The sequence below is a fragment of the Paenarthrobacter sp. YJN-5 genome (genome assembly GCF_015040095.1).
Classification (GTDB): Bacteria; Actinomycetota; Actinomycetes; order Actinomycetales; family Micrococcaceae; genus Arthrobacter; species Arthrobacter ureafaciens.
This window is the reverse complement of sequence record NZ_CP053544.1, coordinates 873,493-895,391: the sequence shown is the minus strand read 5'-3', so window position 1 is coordinate 895,391 and position 21,899 is coordinate 873,493. Positions and strand designations below refer to the sequence as shown.

24 protein-coding genes are annotated in these 21,899 nt (G+C 63.3%); 14 read left to right on the top strand and 10 right to left on the bottom strand.

The window, feature by feature from the left end; genetic code table 11:
* Window positions 1-2 precede the first annotated feature (2 nt).
* Genes HMI59_RS04225 through HMI59_RS04185 form a run of 9 tightly spaced genes read left to right on the top strand, consistent with a single transcriptional unit; the run spans window position 3 to window position 7,548 of the window.
* Window positions 3-911, top strand: a complete 909-nt coding sequence (locus HMI59_RS04225; protein WP_193592914.1) for a phage tail domain-containing protein — start codon at window positions 3-5, stop codon at window positions 909-911.
* 3 nt (window positions 912-914) lie between these two features.
* Complete coding sequence (locus HMI59_RS04220) at window positions 915-1,913, top strand: hypothetical protein (RefSeq protein ID WP_193592913.1); 999 nt, start codon at window positions 915-917, stop codon at window positions 1,911-1,913.
* Window positions 1,898-2,269 carry a hypothetical protein gene (locus HMI59_RS04215; protein ID WP_193592912.1) on the top strand — a complete coding sequence of 124 codons (372 nt, stop codon included), beginning with the start codon at window positions 1,898-1,900 and terminating at the stop codon, window positions 2,267-2,269. Before HMI59_RS04220 ends, HMI59_RS04215 begins: the two co-directional genes overlap by 16 nt.
* A 2-nt stretch (window positions 2,270-2,271) precedes the next feature.
* Complete coding sequence (locus HMI59_RS04210) at window positions 2,272-3,102, top strand: M23 family metallopeptidase (RefSeq protein WP_227471532.1); 831 nt, start codon at window positions 2,272-2,274, stop codon at window positions 3,100-3,102.
* The gene (locus tag HMI59_RS04205; protein WP_193592910.1) at window positions 3,103-3,357 is read left to right on the top strand and encodes a holin; all 255 of its coding nucleotides are present in this window, start codon (window positions 3,103-3,105) and stop codon (window positions 3,355-3,357) included.
* A gap of 19 nt (window positions 3,358-3,376) precedes the next feature.
* Window positions 3,377-4,459, top strand: coding sequence for a hypothetical protein (locus HMI59_RS04200; protein WP_193592909.1), 1,083 nt, complete (start codon window positions 3,377-3,379; stop codon window positions 4,457-4,459).
* Complete coding sequence (locus HMI59_RS04195; RefSeq protein WP_193592908.1) at window positions 4,459-5,361, top strand: tail fiber domain-containing protein; 903 nt, start codon at window positions 4,459-4,461, stop codon at window positions 5,359-5,361. The genes HMI59_RS04200 and HMI59_RS04195 overlap by 1 nt, the downstream gene beginning before the upstream one ends.
* The gene (locus HMI59_RS04190; RefSeq protein ID WP_193592907.1) at window positions 5,361-5,729 is read left to right on the top strand and encodes a hypothetical protein; all 369 of its coding nucleotides are present in this window, start codon (window positions 5,361-5,363) and stop codon (window positions 5,727-5,729) included. Before HMI59_RS04195 ends, HMI59_RS04190 begins: the two co-directional genes overlap by 1 nt.
* A 4-nt stretch (window positions 5,730-5,733) precedes the next feature.
* Window positions 5,734-7,548 carry a hypothetical protein gene (locus HMI59_RS04185; protein WP_193592906.1) on the top strand — a complete coding sequence of 605 codons (1,815 nt, stop codon included), beginning with the start codon at window positions 5,734-5,736 and terminating at the stop codon, window positions 7,546-7,548.
* Window positions 7,549-7,568: 20 nt separating this feature from the next.
* On the opposite strand, the gene HMI59_RS04180 is transcribed toward HMI59_RS04185, so the two are convergent.
* Window positions 7,569-8,573: an acyltransferase gene (locus HMI59_RS04180; RefSeq protein ID WP_193592905.1), complete on the bottom strand. Its 1,005-nt coding sequence runs from the start codon at window positions 8,571-8,573 to the stop codon at window positions 7,569-7,571.
* 324 nt (window positions 8,574-8,897) lie between these two features.
* Between HMI59_RS04180 and HMI59_RS04175 the strand changes: the two genes are divergently transcribed.
* Together HMI59_RS04175 and HMI59_RS04170 are read left to right on the top strand one after the other, a co-directional pair.
* Window positions 8,898-9,593: a GNAT family N-acetyltransferase gene (locus HMI59_RS04175; protein WP_166186416.1), complete on the top strand. Its 696-nt coding sequence runs from the start codon at window positions 8,898-8,900 to the stop codon at window positions 9,591-9,593.
* Between the two features lie 12 nt (window positions 9,594-9,605).
* On the top strand, window positions 9,606-11,945 hold the full coding sequence (locus HMI59_RS04170; protein ID WP_193592904.1) for a DEAD/DEAH box helicase: 2,340 nt from the start codon (window positions 9,606-9,608) through the stop codon (window positions 11,943-11,945).
* Between the two features lie 132 nt (window positions 11,946-12,077).
* Here the strand turns inward: HMI59_RS04170 and HMI59_RS04165 are convergent, their stop codons facing one another.
* The 7 genes from HMI59_RS04165 to ssd form a co-directional block, all read right to left on the bottom strand.
* A complete protein-coding gene (locus HMI59_RS04165) occupies window positions 12,078-12,458 on the bottom strand; it encodes an Rv3654c family TadE-like protein (protein ID WP_193592903.1) in 381 nt (126 codons plus the stop codon).
* Between the two features lie 14 nt (window positions 12,459-12,472).
* A complete protein-coding gene (locus HMI59_RS04160) occupies window positions 12,473-12,865 on the bottom strand; it encodes a TadE family type IV pilus minor pilin (protein ID WP_193592902.1) in 393 nt (130 codons plus the stop codon).
* Window positions 12,862-13,146 carry a DUF4244 domain-containing protein gene (locus tag HMI59_RS04155; protein ID WP_370583582.1) on the bottom strand — a complete coding sequence of 95 codons (285 nt, stop codon included), beginning with the start codon at window positions 13,144-13,146 and terminating at the stop codon, window positions 12,862-12,864. Before HMI59_RS04155 ends, HMI59_RS04160 begins: the two co-directional genes overlap by 4 nt.
* Before the next feature lie 357 nt (window positions 13,147-13,503).
* Window positions 13,504-14,133, bottom strand: coding sequence for a type II secretion system F family protein (locus tag HMI59_RS04150; RefSeq protein WP_227471531.1), 630 nt, complete (start codon window positions 14,131-14,133; stop codon window positions 13,504-13,506).
* The gene (locus tag HMI59_RS04145; RefSeq protein ID WP_193592901.1) at window positions 14,133-14,969 is read right to left on the bottom strand and encodes a hypothetical protein; all 837 of its coding nucleotides are present in this window, start codon (window positions 14,967-14,969) and stop codon (window positions 14,133-14,135) included. Before HMI59_RS04145 ends, HMI59_RS04150 begins: the two co-directional genes overlap by 1 nt.
* Window positions 14,966-16,153, bottom strand: a complete 1,188-nt coding sequence (locus HMI59_RS04140) for a TadA family conjugal transfer-associated ATPase (protein WP_193592900.1) — start codon at window positions 16,151-16,153, stop codon at window positions 14,966-14,968. Before HMI59_RS04140 ends, HMI59_RS04145 begins: the two co-directional genes overlap by 4 nt.
* Window positions 16,150-17,256, bottom strand: a complete 1,107-nt coding sequence (gene ssd, locus HMI59_RS04135) for a septum site-determining protein Ssd (RefSeq protein WP_193592899.1) — start codon at window positions 17,254-17,256, stop codon at window positions 16,150-16,152. Before ssd ends, HMI59_RS04140 begins: the two co-directional genes overlap by 4 nt.
* A 157-nt stretch (window positions 17,257-17,413) precedes the next feature.
* Here ssd and HMI59_RS04130 point away from each other — a divergent pair, with 157 nt between their 5' ends.
* The 3 genes from HMI59_RS04130 (at window position 17,414) to HMI59_RS04120 (ending at window position 20,389) form a co-directional block, all read left to right on the top strand.
* The gene (locus HMI59_RS04130; RefSeq protein WP_193592898.1) at window positions 17,414-19,096 is read left to right on the top strand and encodes a bifunctional 3'-5' exonuclease/DNA polymerase; all 1,683 of its coding nucleotides are present in this window, start codon (window positions 17,414-17,416) and stop codon (window positions 19,094-19,096) included.
* Between the two features lie 44 nt (window positions 19,097-19,140).
* Window positions 19,141-20,037 carry a CHAD domain-containing protein gene (locus tag HMI59_RS04125; protein ID WP_193592897.1) on the top strand — a complete coding sequence of 299 codons (897 nt, stop codon included), beginning with the start codon at window positions 19,141-19,143 and terminating at the stop codon, window positions 20,035-20,037.
* A 151-nt stretch (window positions 20,038-20,188) separates the two neighbouring features.
* Window positions 20,189-20,389 (top strand): DUF1508 domain-containing protein, encoded by a 201-nt coding sequence (locus HMI59_RS04120; protein WP_021473802.1) that lies wholly within the window; start codon window positions 20,189-20,191, stop codon window positions 20,387-20,389.
* A gap of 38 nt (window positions 20,390-20,427) precedes the next feature.
* Here the strand turns inward: HMI59_RS04120 and HMI59_RS04115 are convergent, their stop codons facing one another.
* Window positions 20,428-21,105 carry a CoA pyrophosphatase gene (locus HMI59_RS04115; protein WP_062097869.1) on the bottom strand — a complete coding sequence of 226 codons (678 nt, stop codon included), beginning with the start codon at window positions 21,103-21,105 and terminating at the stop codon, window positions 20,428-20,430.
* Window positions 21,092-21,895, bottom strand: a complete 804-nt coding sequence (gene nth / locus HMI59_RS04110; protein ID WP_021473800.1) for an endonuclease III — start codon at window positions 21,893-21,895, stop codon at window positions 21,092-21,094. Before nth ends, HMI59_RS04115 begins: the two co-directional genes overlap by 14 nt.
* Between the last annotated feature and the right edge of the window lie 4 nt (window positions 21,896-21,899).

Here is a 21,899-nt window from a genome sequence, read left to right as displayed (position 1 = left end):
GGGTGCCTTACCCAAGCCCGATAACGTACCCGTCCCGGCTCCTGTACCCAGGGACCACCGAACAAGAGTTCAGCCTTTCCCCGATCGCTATCGGTGACTTGCTGCTCAACGCGATCGATGACAACGGCTCCCGCTGGATCGTGAAACGGTTTGACGGGTGGGGTAGTCCCGCGTCAACTGCGCAGTTCACGCAGCGGGCGCGGGGCCACGGCGCCACCGCCTCGGAAGCGTTCTACGAGGGCCGGGTCTTGTCCATCGAGGGGTACATCTTCACAGAGTCCCCTGAACTGCTGTCCGCGGCCCTTGACCTGTTGAACGCGTCAGTGACGTTGGAACAGTTCACGATGGTCGTATCCGAGACAGGATACATCCGGCACGTACTGGCGCAACGTCAGGGCGAAATCATCCCAAAGCGTTTGAACAACCGGCAAGCATGGTTCAGTTTCCAGGTGTTCGCTAAGGACCCACGAAAGTTTGGGGACCTGATCACGGTATCAACCCCGCTGCCGTCATCCTCTGGCGGGCGCACGTACCCGGCGACTTACCCGATCACCTACACGGGTGTGTCCGAGACGGGCGTCGTCAGGCTCACCAACACCGGCAACACCCAAGCGCCTGTGTGGCTCCGCGTTGACGGGCCAATCCCCGCAGGCGGGTGGACCGTCACCCATGTCGGGAAGAGGCAAGCCCTCACGTTCGCCACCTCCCTCGCACTGACTTCGGGTGAGTTCGTGACTGTGGACATGGACCGCCGTGAAGTCCTCGCCCAAGGGCAGGCAGCCCGCGCCGGCTACGTGACTTCCCGAGGCTGGTTCTCCCTTGACCCCGGCGACAACGACATTGCTTTCAGCGCCGCCGCGTACAGCGCTACCGCCCAACTGACGGTCACTACGAAGCCCTCTTGGAGCTAACCCATGACTATTACTTGCCAACCTATGGACGCCAGTGGTGGCGCTCCAACATACTCCGCGTCAAACGAGCGCCAAGCCAACGCACCCTTGTACGGGGGCGGCTCAGGCATCCCACTCAAAGCTGTACAGGGTTTCCGCGTCGGCACGGGAAACGTGCTCACGGCAACGTCTACGACATGGACCCTCACTCCCTGCTCCGCGGTCATCTCCCCCGCAGCAGCAACCGCGCAGGGTTCGTACCGGTGGGCTTCGGACGCCAACGTAACAGGGTCCGTGACCGCTGCTGACGCGACGTATGCCCGTAAGGACATCGTTTACATCCAGGTCAACGACTCATCCAGCGGCGACGGTTCTGGTGCCCGCACAGCCGAGGTCTTGTACCTCGCAGGCACACCTTCCGCGTCGCCTGTTGCGCCCGCTTTGCCGGCGCGGTCGTTCCTTGTGGGCACGATCACGGTTCCTGCCACTGGCGGGGGCTCACCTTCTGTGGTGCTGAACCCGGCAAGGTTTGTTACCGCAGGCGGTATTCAGCCTGTGGCTGCACAAGCTGACCGGGATGCGCTCACTGAGTACGAGGGGCTGCGCGTTGATCAGTTAGACACTGACCGCCAATACCGCTATAACGGGTCCCGCTGGGTCGGTGGGCGGGCGCTCCTGACGCTCGACGCGCTCTACCTGCCCCTTGGGGCCGGTTACGCCGCCCCGCAGGTTACGCAGAACGCGGACGGTGACGTGATCTTCGAGGGTGCCTGGCAGCGCGCTTCAGGTACGTTGACGATGCTCGCAAACACCCAGTACACGCTTGGGACCGTGCCTTCCGGTTACCGACCCATGACGAACAAGATGATCATCGTCCCAACCTCAACGGCTATGGGCGGGTGGGGGCGTTTGTATGTGAACCCTGCTGGTGCTGTGACGTTCGAGACGCCTACCGCGTTCTCAGGTGTCGCCGCCGCGAGCACGTTCATCATCTGCGACGGAACGACGTGGCCCACGACATGATCCCTCAATGGATAACTGACCTGATCCCCGTCGCCCCGTGGCTGGTCGCGATTCTCCTTGTGGGTCTCTTCCTGTGGAAGGTTGGGCCGTTCCTGCGGAAGTGGGGGCGGTTCATTGACCGCATCATCGGCGTCCCTGAGGACAAGAAGTCCGGGCAGAAAGAGATTCCCGGCTTGTTCGAGCGCATGGACCGGCAGGACGAGCTCCTGGAAACCATCCGGCATGAGCTGTTCCCGAATAGTGGGAAGTCTTTGCGGGACGCCGTTGACAAGCAGCATAAGCAGCTTGAGGACCACCTTGCGCAGTGCCCGCCGCAACCCACCACCACTATCAACGTCAACCCTCCCGGAGCATAGCCATGGGTTACCTTTTCCCCTTTCCCCGTGCCGTCAAACGGTCGCAGGACTTCGGCGCTAATCCTGGCTGGGGGCCTAACCCGCCCGGTGGTCACAATGGCGACGACTGGGCCGTGCCTGTTGGTACGCCTGTGCGTGCCGCTGGTGACGGCGAGGTTGTGTTTGCTGGTCAGTTCGATGACACGTACGCGGATAACTTCGGCTGGAACCTCATGTATGGCGGCCTCATGGTCGTCCTCAATATGAACGGCGCGACGGCCCCGTACTTCGAGTATGGGCACAACTCGGAACTCCGCGTGAAGACTGGTCAGCGCGTGAAGCGCGGTCAGATCATCGCCCTGTCAGGTAACACGGACGGCGGCACAAACGTGAGCACCGGCCCGCACTGCCACGTCGGTTGCCTGCCGTTCAACTTCAACCTCAACACCAACACTTACGGGCGCGTCAACCCGCGCCTGTTCATGACCGACTACTGGGAAGACGAAGCCAACGGTTCCGCCTCTCTTGGTCCTGCCGGCGACATCAAAGAAACCACCACTGATCCACAGGAGACCGAAGTGTCTGACGCAGTTGACCGCATCATCGCGGAAATCCGAAACATCGCGGCCCCCGGAGAGTCGGGAAAGCGCAACGCTGGTCCGCTCTACGATCTGGTCCAGAACGTTGAAACAATCAACGCCGCGCTACTTCCCGGCGAGGCTGGTGTCCGTCATGCGGGCGCTGTCTACGCCGCGTTGGCTGCGCTGGATCCAGCGCAGATCGCTGCGGCTGTTACTGCCGCTGTGCCGGCTGAGACCGCCAAGCAGGTTGCTGCGTTGCTGGGAGGCAAGTAGATGTTGAGCGCACAGTTCTGGCTTGCCGCTGGCGAACGCGCCGTCAAGACCTTCGCTCAAGTGCTGCTGGGTTTCATGACCACCGGCGCTATCGGCATCACCAATCTGCCGTGGAACGAGATGCTTTCGGTCGCTGCAACGGCAGCGCTGGCGTCGGTCCTAACCTCTATTGTTTCGGGAGCTCGTGACGGTAACCCGTCTGCGACGAACGCCGAGACTACGCCCGCCTACGAGGGCAAGCACGAAGCTGAATAACTGAATCGGGAGGGTCCGCGTGACTTTGTCTTGGGTTGCCGTGAACGTCAACAACGGCCAAATGATCGCGGACCTCCCCGAACTCCAACTGCGGGGCATGTTCGGGTGCACGATGATGCGCTACGAAACACAAACCGCGTCCCTCCCGGCACTGTCAGCCCCACCGAACTGGCGGCAAGCGACACGCCCCGGCGCCGTGTGGATCGTCTGCCTCGATGACGACGGCTCAACCCCGCTCTGGGGGGGCATGGTCATAGACCGGCGCACCAACCATGCAGGGCAGGTTGAGCTCTCCCTAGCAACCCCCGAGGCGTACTTTGACCGGCGATACGTGGGAAACCGAACCTATACCGGCACGGCACAAAACCTGATCGCGAAAGACCTCATCGAGTCCTACGTTGCAACAGCCGCCATGGCTGGCATCGCTCTCCGCGTGCAGGTAGTGGGCAGCAACGGCACCGCACGGGACCGCTCTTACAAAGCAGTCGAGGACAAGACCGTGTACTCGGTCCTTGGCGACCTCGCCGGCGTTATTGGCGGTCCGGAATGGACTGTTGGGTGGGAGAACGTCAACAACCTCATTACCCCCGTCTTCTATGTGGGTAACCGTATTGGAAGGTCCGCGCCGACCGGGTTGAAACCCGCGGCACAGTTTTACCTTCCCGGTTCCGTCACTTCGGCGGAGTTGGGCGAGTCGTACACTTCCCAGTTGGGCGCTAACCGTGTCATCGCGGTTTCGTCCGGTGTTGATGACGCCCGCCCGCAGTCGTCCCAGAAAGCGAACACTACTGACATGCGGCCCGCGTTCGAATACAGGTGGTCGCCGTCAACGTCGATCACGGACACAGCCACCCTTGACGCTCACGCTGACCGCGCTCTTGCTGCGATGAAAGACGGCGGGCTTGGGCTGGAAATCACGGCGAACCGGGCGGAGGCTCCCCGCCTCGGTAAGGACTGGTTCGTTGGGGATGACATCGGGTTCGACCTCACCGGTCCCGCATGGCCTGACGGTATTTACGGTACGGGCCGCTGCGTTGGTTGGCGCATGGACGCCAACACCATCCAACCACTCATTGACGTAACCGCTATCGGGGGTATCTGATGCCACAGCCTGGACAGCTAGGCGCCCAGTTCGCTGGGGATGACTGGATCGCCCGGAAGCTGGCCGACTTTGAACGGCTACTGCGTGAGTACGGGCCGGCGAACATCCTCGCCACGGCTGGCATCAACGTCATCCCTGACGGGGTGCTGGTGAACGGTTTGATGCAGTTCAAACGCCCGGACGGGACCGTTGGTGTGAGCGTTGACCCGAACACGGGCACGTTCGTCGCGTATGACGCCGCGGGCTCGACGCCTGTCGCCCGGTTTGGGTCGCTGATTGAGACGGCGCCGACCGAGTACGGGGTTGAGGTTCTGGTTGGTTCGACATGGGTTCGGTTGGGTAACCAGACCACCACGTGGGGTTCAATCTCAGGCACCCCCGTAACGTTCCCCCCATCAAGCCATACGCATGTTGGCGCGGACATCACGTCCGGGACTGTGCCGCAGGCTGACGGTTCACAATACGGGTGGACGAACAACGTCGCCGGCACCGAGTTCTACGCCGTGTGGGTTGGTAACGACGGCGGGTTCCACTTCGGCAGGAACGTCTCGTCTGAACGGTACAAAGAGAACATTGTCACCCACCCGGTGGACCCGGCAAGCGTCCTGGCGTTGCGGCCTGTCCGGTACGACCGCAAGGCAACGTACCGGTTCCCGGAAGACGCGGACGGCAACCGGATCATCGGCCCGGAACAGAAGATCGAGGGCGCGAAAAACGAGTATGGCCTCATCGCTGAGGAAGTCGCCCTAACCCTTCCCGAAATCGTCACCTACTACGGCGGCGTCGTGGACGGCGTCCGGTACGACCTTCTAGGCGTGGCTCTCCTGCCCGTAGTGAAAGCACAGCAAGCACAGATCGACAAACTTACCGCCGCCGCGCGGGCTCACGGATGGGACGTTTGATGGCTCGACGGAACTGGACTAACGGCGTCATCGGGAACACCCCGTTGAGTGCTGAGCGGTTGAACTCGGTGGAGGATGATTTGGAGGCCGCCTTGTTGCAGCTCGCGCGTGACCCTGACGCACTGTTCAGCGGGTCGGTGGTTCGTAACGCTGATGGCGCGGCTACTTCGGCGCAGGTGGTGTGGCCTGACGGTGTTGCCGGCGTGTACTCGGGTGTTGCTTCGGTGACGTGGCCGGGTGCGGTCAACTCGTACACCATCACCCGTGTTGGCACGCCTACCCTTACGTTCACGCAACCCATGGTGACCCGTGACAGCACGACCGGAGCCATAACAAACCGCCCCGCTATCACCGTTACGGAAGGCTAACCATATGGGAATCCTCGACTTCAACCGCGTCCCTGACAAGGCCCTCCCCGCACGGCTGCAAGACGCGGCACTTAATGCCACGTATGTCGGCAAAGGTGATGTCACCTTTAACGTGAAAGACCATGGCGCATTGATGAATGGGACGGATGATCAGCCGGCCATTCAAGCCCTGATCAACGCTATCAACAGCGACCCATCGATCAAGACTGCCACTATCTACATCCCGGCTGGTGAATGCGCTGTTGGTGCTCCGATTGACCTCCCAAACACAACGTCGCCCACGACCTTCATGGCAAAACCGATCCGTATCATTGGGGCAGGCCGAAGCCTGACAAAGCTCAAAGCGATCGGTTCCCCCGCCAGCTTTGATGCGGTAATTCGTCACCTGCCGCCAACGCCCCTCGTGACAGGAGGGGCGCCGCATGAAATCGCGCACATGACAATCGATAGCAACAAGGTTGCGAAACGAAACATCGACCTCATCAACGCGCACGCAGTTCGGGTTCACAGTCTTTACGGGCTGAACCCGGCGCTTGGGGCCTACTCCAATATTCGGATCACCGGGCAGGGCACCGATTACCTCTCATGGGAAAACGTCATCGGCCCTATGGTCAGGCTTGAAGGCGGAGGCGGGACGGACGCGGCGCAGTGGTCGGACCATAATCTTGAGGTGCTCTCAACTGACAACCACATCTTGTCCAGCGTGATCCTTGTTCGCGCCAAGGTCGCCAATGGCGTGGACCAAGGGGGTAACAACTTCTGGACTGGCGTGCACGCCTTCTACGGAGCTACCCATTTCTGGCAGAAAGGCAGTTTCGGTTCCTTCTGGGATCATTGTGAAGCAGACGGCCCGGAAGTGCACGGTTTCCGCCTAGAAGGCAACAACAACAAGCTGATTGGGAACCATATCTTCCACCCAAACTCCGCAGTTCCAGCGGGGTTTGTTGCGGGCATCTATCTTCAATACCCAATCCTAAATAGCGTCATCATGGGAAACACCATCCCCGACGCTCCCGCCGCTAAGAAGATAGTGTCTGCTACCCGTGTTGATGCGACCACCACCGTAACGGGCAACCCTGGCTCCCTTATTGACACCGGGACGAACCCGCAGGGAACAAATTTCTCAGTCCAGTACGGGGATGCCCTGACCACAATTAACGGTAGCGCCCGTGGAGCAGGAGCTGTTGATCTTCAATTCGGGCGCAATACTGTGAGCCAAGTAGCGTCAGGGGCTCAGTCGTTCGTCCAGGGCTACGGAAACACGGCATCAGCCGTCAACTCTGTAGCCATGGGCAGCCTCAACACCTCGAACGCTTTTGTGTCCGAAGCGACTGGCGCTCGCGCGCACACCAGGGGCACAAACGCAAAGCGCGTCCGGGCAGCCGGCCGCTTTGCTGTGGATGGTGACCAGCAAAAGGGTGAACACATTGTCTCAGCGCTGACAACAAGCACCGCTAAGACGCAGCTAACAATCGCCAATGGCGGTGTGGCTTCGGCAAACGTCGTCGCCTTACCTTCTTCCACCTCCACATACTTGGCAACTATCAAGCTCGTGGGAATCAAGAAGACCGGCAGTAATGGAGAGGCGGCGTACTGGACAATCACAGCTTTGTTCAGGCGCCTTGCTTCTGGCGCGAGTTCGATTGTCAAGCTTGGCTCCCCCACATGGACAGCGGGACAAGGAGACGCCTTGGCCCTCACCGCTGTCCCGGATCTGACCGCCGAAACACTCTACGGACACATCGGCGTGCACGTTACCCCGCCCGACAGTGACGAATGGCACTGGGTAGCGACCATAGACACGGTAGAAGTGGCCTAGCCGCACTTGGGGTGCCCGCCTTACTTAGCGGGCGGCACCCCAAGCAGCGGGTAGGAAAGGCGGGTCCGTGCGATCAGCAATCCTGCAACCCATGGCAGTAGCAGGGCCGCGGCAGTGATAGCGGGAAGTGGGAGCGAGCCTGACTCGGGGCGGAGGACCCAGAGCACAAGAGGATGCAGAATGATCACTGCGAGTGTCGGGCGTGTCACAGTTTCCAATGCACGCGCAACCTTGGAGGTGGGCTCCGGCACTGAAATGGCAGCAAGCAGCAAAGCCGTGCAGATCAGCAGGGCGACAAGGACGGCGAGCGGCGGGAACTGCCCTGACTTCATGTCCACCGGCACGAAATCAGGCAGCGCTAAAAGGATCACGGCGGCAATCGCCACGCACCCCGCAGCTAGCCCGGCTGCGGTCTTGCTATTGATGCCCCTGCTCAGGGTGCGGACAAACCGCCCAGCCTCGATGAAGACGAGCGCCCCCAAGGCGCTGAGGACTGAGAACGGCGCGAGGGCAAGTTCTGCGCCGAAGAGAACATTCACAAGCAGGCCGACGCCAACTACGGCCAACCGGACGCCCGTGCGCAGCTCGGTGAGAAAGCGGTAAAGCACAGTCGCCACGAATAGCGCTGTGAAGAACCAGAAGGTTGTAAAAGGCCGCTCGGCGTAAGACCCGCCGAAGATGACCCCAGTAAGCGCACCGCCAAGGGAATCCGGTTCACGGATCGCCCTGGCAGGCAAACTGATAACCGCGAGGATCAGAAGCCACCAGGCATAAGGCACTAGGAGTCGCTTAGTCCTAGTGCAAGCTTCCGCGTTGAGGTCCCTGCTCGCGGACCAGAAGTAGCCCGATAGCATGAAGAAGATAGGCAGGCGCCAACTCTGGATCAGCTTGTCCGTGAATTCGTTGTGCGTGTAGACGTGTCCAATAACTATTGCCACCAAAGCAATGATGCGCACTACGTCGATGTTTGCTATGTGTCGCTTCTTCGCTGCGCGCACGCGCAAGGCACTTCCCCCAAGAGTCATGCCCCAATCATAGGGGCATGTGCGGATAAATCCGGTTACCTTCCCCTGCGCAAAAGCCCCCACCTCGTGATGAGGTGGGGGCTTTTCGTCGTACTGGCGCTGGCTTCAAATAGTCCCGTAAGCGTCCCGTAACCGGTTTTGCAAGCCCACCACTCCCGCACCGTTACTGAGATGTGAGGTTAATGAACACATTCCGGTTCAAAGCCACCGTTAAAGGTTACTTGGTGTATTAGAATCCCGCGTCGAAGTCACAATTTCATAAGCACCCGCTACCGGGCAGAACCGGCTCTGTTGCTTCCCGGAGCGCTGGCATACTCTCTCTACATGAGTCCAGACGCCTTGGTTGAAGACATCGCACACCTCTTGGAAGTCTGGGTGGCCGGGTGGACCGGCTGCCGGGGCTACGAATCACGGCAAGAGGGCCGTTTTCCTGCCGCGCTGCGCGCCGACAAGACAGGTGACTGGGAGTACTTTGCCCATGACCCTTCCGACGAGGAATTCGCTGCACTGGCTGCGAAAACCGCAGAAGCAGAGACCCGGATCCTGACGATCCTGACCAACGACGTCCAACGGTACAAGTACCTTGCCGAACAACACGGACTCAACGTCAACTCCGCTTCCCAGACCATGATGATCGTGGACATGGAGACCCAGGATGCCGAAGATCCCTGGCTTCCCGACGATGATCTTGAACTGGCCACCAGCGAGTCCAATGGCGTGCACTACGCCGTGGTCCACTCCGGTGAGCAGGTGGCCGCGAGCGGCCGGGTCTACGTGGTGAACGGCACAGCGGTGTTCGACAAGATCGTCACGGAGCCCGCCTTCCAGCGGCGCGGTTTGGGAACTTTCATCATGAAGGCGCTGGCCGCACAGGCTTTCTCGCACGACGTCGAGAACGGGCTGTTGCTGGCTTCGTTGGACGGGCAGAAGCTCTACTCCCACCTCGGTTGGGACGTGGTGTGCCACGTCCTCATGATGTCCGTGGGAAGCGCTGGAGGACCGGACCTTTCCGCGGAATGACAGAATGGGTTGGTGGCCGCACCATCCCTGATCTCCTTGCTGAGCCGGACAACCGATCCGGAGCAGCTCCGCCACGTCCACACCATCCCGGCGCGCAAAGCCGTCAACGAGCCGTGGCCCGAATGGGTGCATCCGGACATCGTTGCCGCCTACCAAGGCCTGGGAATCCTGGAACCGTACCGGCACCAGGTGCAGGCAGCGGGTCTGGCCCACTCCGGCCAACACGTGGTCATCGCCACGGGCACCGCTTCCGGGAAGTCCCTCGCCTACCAGCTGCCCGCTTTGGATGCGATCCACAGGTCTGAGCTCCGGGTCCTGTCCGAACCCGGCAAACTCCACGACGACGGCGCCGTGGCTTTGTATCTGTCCCCCACCAAGGCTTTGGCCGCCGATCAGCTCGCTGCCGTGCGCTCGTTGCGTTTGCCGACGGTCCGCGCAGAAACCTACGACGGCGACACGGACCGGTCGTCCCGGCGCTGGATCCGTGATCATGCCAACCTGATCCTCGCCAACCCCGACATGCTGCACTTCGGCATCCTGCCCAACCACGAGTGGTGGGCCAAGTTCTTCCGTAGGCTGCGCTACGTCATTGTGGACGAGGCCCACAGCTACCGCGGGGTGTTCGGTTCCCACGTCGCCAACTTGATGAGGCGGTTGCGGAGGGTCTGCGCTTATTACGGCGCAGGTACGTCCTTTCCCGAGCCCGTCTTCATCGCCGCATCCGCCACGGCGTCGGACCCCGGCGTGTCCTTCGGCAGGCTCATCGGAGCCCCCGCCCGGGAAATTTCGGAGGACTGCTCTCCGCACGGTTCCACAACGGTAGCCTTTTGGGAGCCGGCCCTGACCGAACTCAAGGGCGAGAACGGCGCCAAACAGCGGCGGACGGCAGTGGCCGAAACCGCAGATATCCTGGCCAACCTTGTTTCGTCCCGCGTCCGTACCATCGCCTTCATCAAGTCCCGCCGCGGCGCTGAGTCCATCGCCTCGATCACCAAGCGGCTGTTGGACGAGGTGGACCCGAGCCTGCCTGCACGGGTGGCGGCCTACCGTTCGGGCTATTTGCCGGAGGAACGCCGGGCCCTGGAGCAAGCGCTGCGGTCGGGTCAATTGCTGGGCGTCTCCAGTACCTCGGCACTGGAACTGGGAATCGACATCTCCGGCCTCGACGCCGTGCTCGTTGCAGGATGGCCGGGCACCAGGGCATCGCTTTTCCAACAGATCGGGCGCGCGGGACGCGCCGGGCAGGACGCCTTGGCTGCGTTCGTGGCCAGCGACGATCCCTTGGATACCTACCTCGTGAACCACCCCCAGGCCATCTTCGACGTATCGGTGGAGGCCACGGTCTTTGATCCCGGAAATCCGTACGTCCTCGGCCCCCATCTGTGTGCCGCGGCCGCGGAATTGCCCATTGGACCGGCCGAACTTGATCTGTTCGGGCCCAGCGCTGAGGGACTCCTCGACCGGCTGGTCATGCAGGGCTACCTCAGGAAGCGCCCTGCCGGTTGGTTCTGGACACATTCGGAAAGCGCCGCCGGAATGGTCAATCTCCGGGCCGACGGTGGCGGCCCCGTGAGCATCGTGGATGCCGAAACCGGCTCCCTCCTGGGCACCATGGATTCGCCACAGACGCACTACCAGGCCCACACCGGCGCGATCTATGTCCATCAAGGCGATAGCTACCTCGTGGAGGAACTCAACGAGGGCGATCATTGCGTCATGGTCCGGCGGGTGAACCCCGATTTCTACACGACGGCAAGGGACGTCACCCAGATCGAGGTGCTGGATACGAACCGGTCCGTCCAGTGGGGCGATGTCACCGCACACTTCGGGGACGTCAAAGTGACCACGCAAGTGGTGTCCTTCCAACGCAAGGCCTTGATCTCCAATGAGATCCTCGGTGAAGAACCGTTGGACCTCGGAGCCAGGGAACTCTTCACCAAGGCCGTGTGGTTTGTGGTCGAAAACCGGTCCCTGAACAATGCCGGCCTGGTTGAAGCCCAGTTCCCGGGAGCCTTGCACGCCGCGGAACATGCTGCGATCGGGCTGCTGCCATTGGTCGCGTCCAGTGATCGATGGGACATTGGAGGCGTCTCCACGGCCCTGCATGCTGACACCGGACTGCCCACCATCTTCGTCTACGACGGGCACCCCGGAGGAGCCGGCTTTGCGGAGCGCGGCTTCGAGAAGGCCAAAACCTGGCTCAGCGCCACACGGGATGCCATTGCCGCCTGCGAGTGCGACGCCGGCTGCCCTTCCTGCGTGCAGTCCCCCAAATGCGGGAACAAGAACAACCCGCTGGACAAGGCAGCCGCCATCACACTTCTGGATGTGCTGCTGGAGCAAGCCGTCTGATCCGGTGCTCCCGTGCCCGTCCTACCCGCGCCGCAGTCCTACCCGTGCCAGAGCCGCAGCCCCGCAGACGCTAGGGCGGCGGTCCGGCCCGCGCCCGTCCTACCCGTGCCAGAGCCGCAGCCCCCGCAGGCGCTAGGGCGGCGGTCCGGCCCGCGCCCGTCCAGTGGCTGGACCAAACAGGAACGGTTGCAGCAGCTCCGTACTGACCTCGACGATCCCTTCCCCCAATGTCCCGCAACGAGTAGTACGGGCACCGTGCTCCGCCGCGACAGCCGATGCGACGGAACACGGTTCTCCGCTGGTCAGCCCGCGAGCGGCATCGGCGGCCGCGAGAGCCGACAGGTCCGCAGCTGTTGCCGCCCGTGAAGCCATGACGCCGGCCTGGGCCAACAGCAGCAGTCCCGCCAGCAGCGCGCCGAGGACTGCGACGAGGCCAAGGGACAAGATTGTTCCGGATCCGCGCTCAGCGAGGAACGCTTCATTCTCTGAACCCGTACCTGCCGTTCGCGTCATTCCGGACGTACTTTTCACTTTCCCGGTACCTCTTGGCGAGCTATGGCCGTAGCACTCAGATCCCACGGAATCAGTGGGCCGACCGCTCCCCCTGCCCGGGCGGTGGCGGTAACGGAAAACCAATCTCCGTCGCTTCCCACGTGCACGCTTGCTTCCTCTCCACCGATGCGCTGGACGATCCCTTGTACCTCCCCCTCGGTTTCTCCGCGTGCCAGGGCTCGAGCGCCTGCACGCGCAGCTTCCTCCAGACGCAGCTGGGTGATACCTGCTGCACCCGCGGCCAACAGAAAGGCCAACAGCAGGATCACCGCGGGCAAGGTCACCGCCAACTCGGCCGTCACGGCTCCGGATTCCCTGCCGTCCACGTCATCCCTGCCGGCCAACCGGGCCCGGAGGTATTGCCTCATGGCAAAGAGAGCGCGGTTCGAATCAGGTTGAGCAGGAACCCACGAACTTCATCGCTGCGCAGGAGCACCACCAGCAGCCCGGCGAGTCCAACGGCAGCGAGGGTAGCGATGGCGTATTCGGCCGTAGCCATTCCCGCTTCACCGTCCATGACCCGCCTGAGCATCCTGCTGACCGGGGAACGTCCGGACGGTGACGTTCCGGCCGATGACGTTCCGATCCGTGAAGTTCCGGCCGGTGGCGCCACCTGCAGGGAAGGCACGCTTTCCGGGATGTGCTGCACTCGCGGGATGTGCGGCGCTTGCGAGGCGAGGGACGGGCTGGCGCCGGTGGCCTGTGCCAACGGCCGACGAGCTTCCCCGGCTGCCTGCGGCAGGGGCTGCCGACGTGCCTCCCCCGCTGCCTGCGAATTCCTGGCACCTCGTCTGGCCGCAAAGGCCCCAAAGACAAAACGGCCCTGACGCCGATGCGTTCGACGAGCTGGCGAAGAGCTGGTGATGATGGTCAAGACATTCCTCTCGTAGATCCGGAAGATTCCGGTAAGACGACTCTTCCGGTCCGCGGATTACCTTTGAAGGTCCCCGTTCGTCCAAGTGGAAAACCCGCTGCCTGTACCTTCTGTGGAGGAGCAGTGTGAGCCTCAACCCGGGGGAAGCATGGCGATGAGGACGGGCACCACCCCGAGGCAAATGAAGGCCGGCAGCGAGCACAGGCCAAGGGGAATAACGAGTTTGACTCCCAGGGCGGCCGCGCGTTTTTCTGCAGCACGGAACTGTTCACGGCGTTCCCGGGCGGCCTGGGCATACAGGATCGATGCCGAGGGCGCACCGGTAAGTGCTGCGAAAGCCAACGCATCACGTATACGGGCCACTTCGGGAGGTTGGCGGCCAGGTGTACTCCACGCTGTTTCCCAGTCCGTTCCCAAGAACAACGCTGCCACTACAGGCCTCAGGGAGTCGCGAACAGGAGTGATGGCACTCCGTGCAATGAGTTCCAAGGCCCGCCCGATTCCTGCCCCGGAGTCCATCATCGAAGCCATCAGCTCGAGCATCATCGCGGGATCGCGCAAACCGTCCGCTGCGCTCTCGTGAAGCGGCGCGGCATGACCCACGGAAATTTCAGAGTTCCTGGTGTGCGGCGTTGCCGGATGCCCGGCGCCGGTGAGACTCAGTCGTCTGCGGAACTCCGCACGCGGCCGTCTGCGTTTTCCGAAGCCCACCATGACTGCAAGAAGCAAGGCCGCAAGCACCAACAGGGACATACCGGACATCAATCAGCCCCCGCCGCCGCCGCAACCAGTCGCGCCGACCACAGGCGGCCTGCCATGGTCAGCACCAGCCCCAAGACGAACGTCGCTGTGCCCATGACGTTACCCAGCAGGATCCCCACGGGATCCACTCCCAAGGCCATCCCGAGCAACAGCCCAAAGACGGGGAGCCACGACAGGAGCCGGACGGTTGCCTTGGGTCCCGCCAAGGCAGTCTGCCGGGCAGCCTCGGCGTCCTCTTCCGCTTCCAGCTGGGCAGCAAAGCGCGCCAATAGCCCGGCGAGCGGACACCCGCTGATCTCCGCGATGTCGAGGCACGCGGCCAACTCAACCCAAACCCGCCGTTCCTTGCTACCGCGCACGGGATACACCCGGGCACACGCGCTCCTTATTGCTTGGGCCGGGGAACTGCCCACTGCTGCTACTGCACGGGCCGCGGCCAGTATCTCCAAAGAATTTCCGGAGACTACGGATACAGCGCCTTGCCTTCCATCGCGGGAGGATCGGCGCCCAGGTACTCCCGGTCCACCGGGCACCGACGTATGCACGCGCCACAGCTCGTCCCACATCTGCAGGGGCGCCCGTCCGCCACGGAGAAGGGCAGCGAGCTGCTGCACCAGGACCACCATGGACACTGACGGGGTTCGTTCGGCAGCGGCGCCCCTAAAACGGCCGGACAGTCGTGCACGCTGCGCCCGCCCGGTTGCTGGCACGCCCGTCGCGGGTGGTGTTCCATCGCCAAGGTCAAGACGGCGTCGTATCCGCCGTGTGGCTGCATAAGCTCCCCGGAAGTGGAGAAACACAGCAACAGTGGCGAATACGACGAACGCGGTACTCATGCATCAGCGCCGATGGCCAAGCGTGCTGCCAGCAGCGGCCAGCCCGGGCCGCGTGCCAGGCCGCTGTCCGTCATCGTCAGGGCCGGCACCACGGTCTGGCTGACACCAGCGTCGCTGACGATGCCAAGAGATGAGACTCTTCGGCCCGTCTGCGAGCGCTCCACGTGGATCACCAGATCCAAGGCACTGGCGACCTGCAACCGCACGGCCTCCGCGCTCAACCCTGCGAGCGCGCCCAATGCGATCAACCGTGCAGGGACCGCCTGGGCCGTATTGGCATGGATGGTCCCGCCCCCGCCCGTGTGCCCGGTGTTCAGCGCGGTCAGGAGCTCACGGACCTCCGCTCCCCTGCATTCGCCCACGATCAACCGGTCCGGCCGCATTCTGAGAGCCTGCCGCACCAATTCACCAAGATCCAGCGCGCCTCCCCCTTCGAGGTTTCCATGCCTGGACTCAAGGGTCACCACGTGGGGGTGGACGGGGTTGAGTTCGGCTGCGTCTTCGATCAGGACAAGCCGTTCGGAGGGATCGCTGAGGCCCAGCAAGCTGGACAGAAGGGTGGTCTTCCCCGAGCCTGTGGAGCCGCTGACGAGGAAGCTGAGGCGGTGCCTGATGATCGCCCTGAGAACGTCCTCTATCTCTTCGCAAAACATTCCTCCTGCCCGCAATTCGGTGAGGGTGAATGTTTCTTCCCGCCGAATACGGATAGAGAGCAGGGTGCCTGCGGTGGAGATGGGCGGGAGCACTGCATGCACCCGGTAGCCACCGCTGAGGCGAACGTCCACGCAGGGTGAGCCGTCGTCCAAGCGACGCCCGCCAGCGGCCACCAATCGTGAGGCAAGTGACCGTACTTGGGCTTCTGTGTCGAACCTGACGGTCGAGCGCTCCAAACCGCCGCCCCTGTCCAACCAGACGGAGTCCGGCGCGTTGACGAAGATGTCGGTGACCGCTGGATCGCGGACCAAGGGCTGCAGCGGACCCAGGCCATTGAGTTCGGCGTTGATCGTCTCGGCCGCTTCCAAAGCCCCTGCTGTGCCAAGGAGCTTGCCGCTGGCTTGGACAGCTGCTGCCACGGTGGAAGGGGTGACGGGGCCGCGTCCTGCCAGCACCGACTCCCGAACTGTCTCGAGAAGGACCGCGTCAAGACGTCGCTGTTCCCGTCCGCGGTTGTCCCTTCGGTTCACCGGTCGCCACCGTTCAATCCAAGTGCCGCCTCGGCAAACCGCCTGACAGGCCGGCGCCGTCCAAGTTCCAGGAGGCGTCCCTGCTCCGTCCCGGCCCCTACTCCACGGAGGTCCGGTACCACTCCTGCCAGCGGAATTCCCAGGGCATCGGCCACAAGGTGAGGGTCTGTTGGGTCCGATCCAGCGGCGCGGACAAGCAGCCCTGTGTCGGTAGGTGGCACCTCGTTGAGGACCCTCGCGGTTGCGACGGCGGATTTCAGGTGCGTTGTGGTGAGCAGCAGTATCCGGTCGCAGTCCCAGGCGAACGCCTGCAATCCTTCCTGGTTCCGGGCAATGTCAATGACAGTCAGTTCGAATGCCCGGCGGGCCGCATCGAGAACGGCAGATGCGGAGGCCGGATCCGTGCTTTCGAACGGCTCGCGCGTACCGGGCCAGGACAAAAACGCGAAGCCTCCAGCCGTGGGCAGGGAGTCCCTGAACTGGCCGGGATCGATGCTGCCCCTTGTCGCGGCGAAGTCCGGCCACCTCAGTCCCGGCAGGGACTGGTCACTGACAGCCAGTTCCACCCCGCCTCCCCACGGGTCACCGTCCACCAAGAGGGTAGCAACGCCATGGTTGGCCGCGGCATGGGCCAACCAGATGGCTGCAGTCGTGGCGCCGGATCCTCCCCTCCCACCGACCACCCCTACCATGGTTCCGCCGGGCTCCGGGGCGCTGGCCAGGCTCAGGTGCTCGGCAAGCCATGCCGCGGCCTCCGGCAGCGCCGCAACACGCTCTGCTCCCAGAACCGCTGCCAGCCTCCACAATTCTTCGGCTTCGGCGGACCGGCCCAACAGGACTGCCGGGGCTCGCCTGCGTGGCGGCGTCTCCCTGACGTCACTGCCCACGATCAGGACATCGGCCGTGTCCCATCCCGAAAGCGCCTCTTCCACCCGTTCGACTGTGCGCAGCCTCCCGCCGGATGCCGCCACGATGCGCACGGCTTCATCCTGCAGGTATGGGTCGGCTGAAACGAGCAGGATGTCAGCGGCTGCAGGCGGTATCCAGGGGTCCCCTGAGGCTTCACTGTGTGGTGGTCGTGGCCGTTGTTGTCTTCTGCCCATGGAAGCCAGCCTCGCTTGTGTCCGGGCCGGGAGGTAGGGCTCAACCGGGCGTATGTGGACAAGCCCGGGACTCCGAGGCTGTGGAGGAACAGTCACCCGGGCTTTACGGGCTCTGCCCCGTACAACGCGTCCCGCGCCGCAAGGCAGAATGGACTCCATGTATTTGTTGCTCGCCGCCCACCAGGACGGCGCAGCTATTCAGAGGATTTCCCCTTCCGGAAAGCCCACATCCGATGCGCGCCCCGTCACCAAAGGTGAGCTGCCCGTCGTCGTACGTGAACTGGAACTGCAGCGGCCCCGCTGGGTGTGGAGCCGCGCCCAGGATTGGTACCCCGAACTGCTGGCCCGGGGTGTTGAACTGGAGCGCTGCCATGACTTGGCGCTGTGCGGATCAATCCTCGCCAACTCCGCCCTGACCGCCCACACGGAGTACGCAAAGAACGCCGAGAAGCTCGTCCAGGATGACGACACAACCCCTGCCAGGGCCCTGCAACCGCCGCCCCCGCCAAGTACGCAAGGGGCCCTCTTCGAGGACATCAAACCCGTTGTGGCGGGCGTGGTTGAGTTGCGGAACGAGTTCGCCGCCCAGCAGGCCGCCCTAGCCGACGTCGATGATGCTGATCTATCCAAGCGGCTGCAGCTGCTCCTCGCCGCAGAATCGGCAGGCGCGATCATCGCCGTCGAAATGCAGCACGCCGGCGTTCCATGGCGCGAGGAACTGCATGAGCAGATCCTTACCGAAGCCCTTGGCCCGCGGCCTCCGCTGGGCCACCGGCCACCCGCGCTTGAGGCGCTGGGCAACGAGTTACGGCACATGCTCAATTCGCCCGCGTTGAACCCGGATTCGCCCCAGGACCTCATGCGGGCCCTGCACCGCAACGGCATCGAGGTCAAAAGCACCCGCAAGTGGGAACTCCAGCAGTCCGGCCACCCCGCCATCCAACCGCTGCTGGCGTACAAGCAACTGTCCCGCCTCCACACCGCCAACGGCTGGACCTGGCTGGATACCTGGGTTCGCGACGGACGCTTCCATCCCGAGTACGTAGTTGGCGGCGTCGTCTCCGGCCGTTGGGCGTCGCGGGGCGGCGGGGCCCTGCAAATTCCCAGGAACATCCGTGCGGCCGTCCATGCAGAACCCGGACACAAGCTCATTGTCGCCGACGCGTCCCAGCTGGAACCACGCGTTCTGGTGGCCTTGGCGCAGGACACGAAGATGGCGGAGGCCGCGCGGGACAAGGACCTGTATGCGGGCATCGCCGCGCAGGGGTTCGGCGGCGACCGCCAAAAAGCCAAGGTGGCGCTTCTGGGCGCAATATACGGAGCCACCACGGGTGAATCCGGCCGTTTGATGCCCCAGCTTGCCCGCACGTATCCGCGTGCTGTCGGCTTCGTTGAACAGGCGGCGCGCGAAGGCGAGGCGGGGCGTACGGTGACCACCCGGCTGGGTCGCAGCAGTCCCGCGCCTTCCCTCGGTTGGTTGCGCAGCCAGCAGTCCACCACCGCCGAGGAACAGCGGCGGGCAGACACCATCGCACGCTCGCGTGGACGCTTCACCCGAAACTTCGTGGTGCAAGGTTCCGCGGCTGAGTGGGCTGCGTGCTGGCTGGCGGAACTACGACGCCGGTTGCGAACCTTCAGGGCAGAAGGACGCCCTTCGGGTGAACTCGTCTTTTTCCTGCACGACGAAGTGATGGTCCATGCCGCGGACGATGCGGTGGAGGCGTGCGTGGAGGCTATCCGGGAAGCAGCCGATGCCGCCAAGGAACTCATGTTCGGCCGGATTCCCGTGGAGTTCCCGGTGAGCATCGCCGTCGTCGACTCCTACGACAAAGCGAAGTAGCCCCGGCCTTGTGGCCCGCCGCATCACGGATGGAAACTGGCTGCATGGCTTCGGAAGTCCGCGAATCCCTGGACGCCTACCTCGCCTTTCAGATCGCCGAGGTGCAGCGTTCCGTGCCCCTCATTCCGGCGGCCGACCAGGAAGCTGTCCACAGCGCCCGCCTCGCCTTGCGGCGGCTGCGGTCCGGGATTTCCTGCTTTGGCCTCTTCCTGCCCCCTGCCCCGCCGGAGGCGCGCCACGGAATCAGGTGGCTTGCGACGTCCTTGGGTGAAGCGCGGGACCTGTTTGTCCTGGCCCAGCGCGTGAAGCTGTGGTTGGACGCCCCGGTGCCGTGGCGGTCGGCAGAGGTCCTCCACACCGCCGTCGAGGGTCTGGTGGAGCGGAGCAACAGCATCGCCCGTCAGGTTGCCGGCGATCTACGTGCCAGCATGGCGATAACGGATTTTGCCGGCCTCCCGTCTCACGGAACAGGGTCGAATGGTCCCACCGACGGGCAAGCCATCGCCTGCCTGCACCGTCAGTGGGAGGTGATGCAGCAGCGAATCGCCGAGGCAGAGAAATCCCGCTCCGGCCCCGCACGAAATGAACTTCTCCACGACGCCCGGAAGGACGTCAAAAGACTCCGTTATGCCCTGGAGGCCGTTGCCGGGGCGCTCGGTCCCGGTTCCCTACTCATCCTTCAGCCGGCAGTTGCCCTCCAGCGGGTGCTCGGAGAACACCACGACGCCGTTGCGAGTCTGGCGTGGATGGACACCCTCGCCGTGGACCGGGAAATTGACGCATCGGACCTGGACCAGCTTCGCCACATGGAAGCACGGCGCTTGGAAGAAGCCGAGAGGGAGTACAGCCGGACCCTGCTGGAAACACCTGTTCCCGCACCGGGAGCCGTGCTTTCATCTGAAGGCGCAGTACCCGCCGTTCGGCTCCAGGACCAGTCATAAGACGCTTTGTGATGGACCATGACCACCCCAATGACGGGTACCCGGAAGTAACTTTAATTCCTCGCCGCTTCTGGATACGGTCTCTTGTGTGGCCTGCAACACAAGGCCACTCAACGTATGCAAAGACGCATTTTGACAAGGGGGATCAGCGATGGCTGGCAGATTCGTAATTGTGCGGGACAACGACGGCACGTACCGCTTCCGCCTTACGGCAGCGGACGGAACCGTGGTGGCGGAATCGCCCGCGTACAAGCACCTCAAGGGCGTCGTGGAAGGCATCCACGCGGTACGCGAAAACGCAGCAACGGGACTGATCGTGGACCGTTCAAGCACTGCCCGGGAGGCAGCCTGACATAGCCGTGGGACTGCCCGGGGCAGGGTTGGCAAGCGTCAGAGATCGACGTCGTAAAGCTTGCCTTCGTCCCAAGGCACGGTCCAGCCGAGCTCATCAAACAGCCCGCTGAGGACCATGCCCGTGAACCCCCAGACCAGGACGCCGTTCACCGTGAAACCAGGACTGGTGAAGGTGCGTCCCATGCGGCTGATGGTGGCCGTCACCCGGTTGGCGGGATCCAGCAAGTCCCGGACAGGAACGCGGAACACCTGCGCGGATTCGGCGTAATCCACTACACCCACCGGTGACGGGGAGTCCCACCAGGCCACAACGGGAGTGACCCGGAAGTTGCTGCGCGTGATGCCCAACTCCGGGATCACTCCCAGAACACGTACTCCCGCGACGTCCAGTCCGGTCTCCTCAACGGCTTCCCGGAGGGCGGCAGCAACCACCGATTCATCCTCGGGGTCCACACTGCCACCCGGGAAAGCCACTTGGCCTGGATGGTCGTCCAAGGTATGTGCCCGTTCCAAAAGGAGGACATCGAGGTCTGCCGGTGCAATGGGACGATCCGATTCGGCCGGGACATCGTCCAGCTTTCCAAAGAGCATCAACACCGCCGCAGGCCTGTTCGTCTCGGCGCTGACCGGCAGCTTGGCCCACTGCCCGGCGTGGCTTTGCCCGCCACCCTCGAAACGGGCAACCAGCGCTGATAAATCCTCAAACGCCGTCAACGGGCCTCCTCTGGGACTCCATCCGGATCTCGGCGGCCCGGTGCGTTTCTGCCAGCAACTGCTCCAGCAATGCTTCGTTACCGGGCGCCAACTCGTATTTAAGCAGCTTCGCGGCTTTGACCGGATCTGTTTCGCCGTCACCGTAGCTAGGGCACAAGCTCGCCACCGGGCACGCCCCGCAAGCCGGTTTCTTCGCGTGGCAGATCCTCCGGCCGTGGAACACCACGCGGTGGGACAACATGGTCCAATCGCGCGGCTCGAACAACTCTGCAACGTCGAACTCGACCTTGACCGGATCCTCCGACGCGGTCCACCCGAACCGCCTTGCCAGGCGGCCGAAGTGGGTATCCACCGTGATACCGGGGACTCCGAAGGCATTGCCCAGGACCACGTTGGCAGTCTTCCGGCCAACGCCGGGCAGGGTTACCAGGTCCTCCAGGCGACCGGGGACCTGCCCGTCGAACTCGTCCACCAGCCGGTTGCATAGGGCGAGGACGTTCCGGGCCTTGGCGCGGAAGAACCCCGTGGGTTGCAGGATGGTCTCAAGTTCGACGGGGTCTGCTTCCGCCATGGAACGGGCGTCCGGGTAGCGGGCAAACAGGATCTTGGTGACCTGATTGACCAGGACATCGGTGGTTTGGGCAGAAAGGACCGTGGCCACCACAAGCTCAAAGGGGTTGCGGAAGTCCAGCTCGGCATGTGCGTACGGATACTTCTCCGCGAGCACCCTGTTGATCTTGCGTGCGCGGCGCTTGAGCGCGAGCGGGGAACCAGCGTCAGTGATGGCCACGGCG

Excerpts from the sequence above, each read along its gene's own strand:
- HMI59_RS04180 (WP_193592905.1), bottom strand. The coding sequence starts at position 8,573 with ATGACTCTTGGGGGAAGTGCCTTGCGCGTGCGCGCAGCGAAGAAGCGA.
- ssd (WP_193592899.1), bottom strand. The coding sequence starts at position 17,256 with ATGGGCAGAAGACAACAACGGCCACGACCACCACACAGTGAAGCCTCA.
- HMI59_RS04150 (WP_227471531.1), bottom strand. The coding sequence starts at position 14,133 with ATGTCCGGTATGTCCCTGTTGGTGCTTGCGGCCTTGCTTCTTGCAGTC.
- HMI59_RS04185 (WP_193592906.1), top strand. The coding sequence starts at position 5,734 with ATGGGAATCCTCGACTTCAACCGCGTCCCTGACAAGGCCCTCCCCGCA.
- HMI59_RS04220 (WP_193592913.1), top strand. The coding sequence starts at position 915 with ATGACTATTACTTGCCAACCTATGGACGCCAGTGGTGGCGCTCCAACA.
- HMI59_RS04145 (WP_193592901.1), bottom strand. The coding sequence starts at position 14,969 with ATGAGTACCGCGTTCGTCGTATTCGCCACTGTTGCTGTGTTTCTCCAC.
- HMI59_RS04195 (WP_193592908.1), top strand. The coding sequence starts at position 4,459 with ATGCCACAGCCTGGACAGCTAGGCGCCCAGTTCGCTGGGGATGACTGG.
- HMI59_RS04125 (WP_193592897.1), top strand. The coding sequence starts at position 19,141 with ATGGCTTCGGAAGTCCGCGAATCCCTGGACGCCTACCTCGCCTTTCAG.
- HMI59_RS04175 (WP_166186416.1), top strand. The coding sequence starts at position 8,898 with ATGAGTCCAGACGCCTTGGTTGAAGACATCGCACACCTCTTGGAAGTC.
- HMI59_RS04130 (WP_193592898.1), top strand. The coding sequence starts at position 17,414 with ATGTATTTGTTGCTCGCCGCCCACCAGGACGGCGCAGCTATTCAGAGG.
- HMI59_RS04160 (WP_193592902.1), bottom strand. The coding sequence starts at position 12,865 with ATGAGGCAATACCTCCGGGCCCGGTTGGCCGGCAGGGATGACGTGGAC.
- HMI59_RS04205 (WP_193592910.1), top strand. The coding sequence starts at position 3,103 with ATGTTGAGCGCACAGTTCTGGCTTGCCGCTGGCGAACGCGCCGTCAAG.
- HMI59_RS04190 (WP_193592907.1), top strand. The coding sequence starts at position 5,361 with ATGGCTCGACGGAACTGGACTAACGGCGTCATCGGGAACACCCCGTTG.
- HMI59_RS04165 (WP_193592903.1), bottom strand. The coding sequence starts at position 12,458 with ATGACGCGAACGGCAGGTACGGGTTCAGAGAATGAAGCGTTCCTCGCT.
- HMI59_RS04120 (WP_021473802.1), top strand. The coding sequence starts at position 20,189 with ATGGCTGGCAGATTCGTAATTGTGCGGGACAACGACGGCACGTACCGC.
- HMI59_RS04210 (WP_227471532.1), top strand. The coding sequence starts at position 2,272 with ATGGGTTACCTTTTCCCCTTTCCCCGTGCCGTCAAACGGTCGCAGGAC.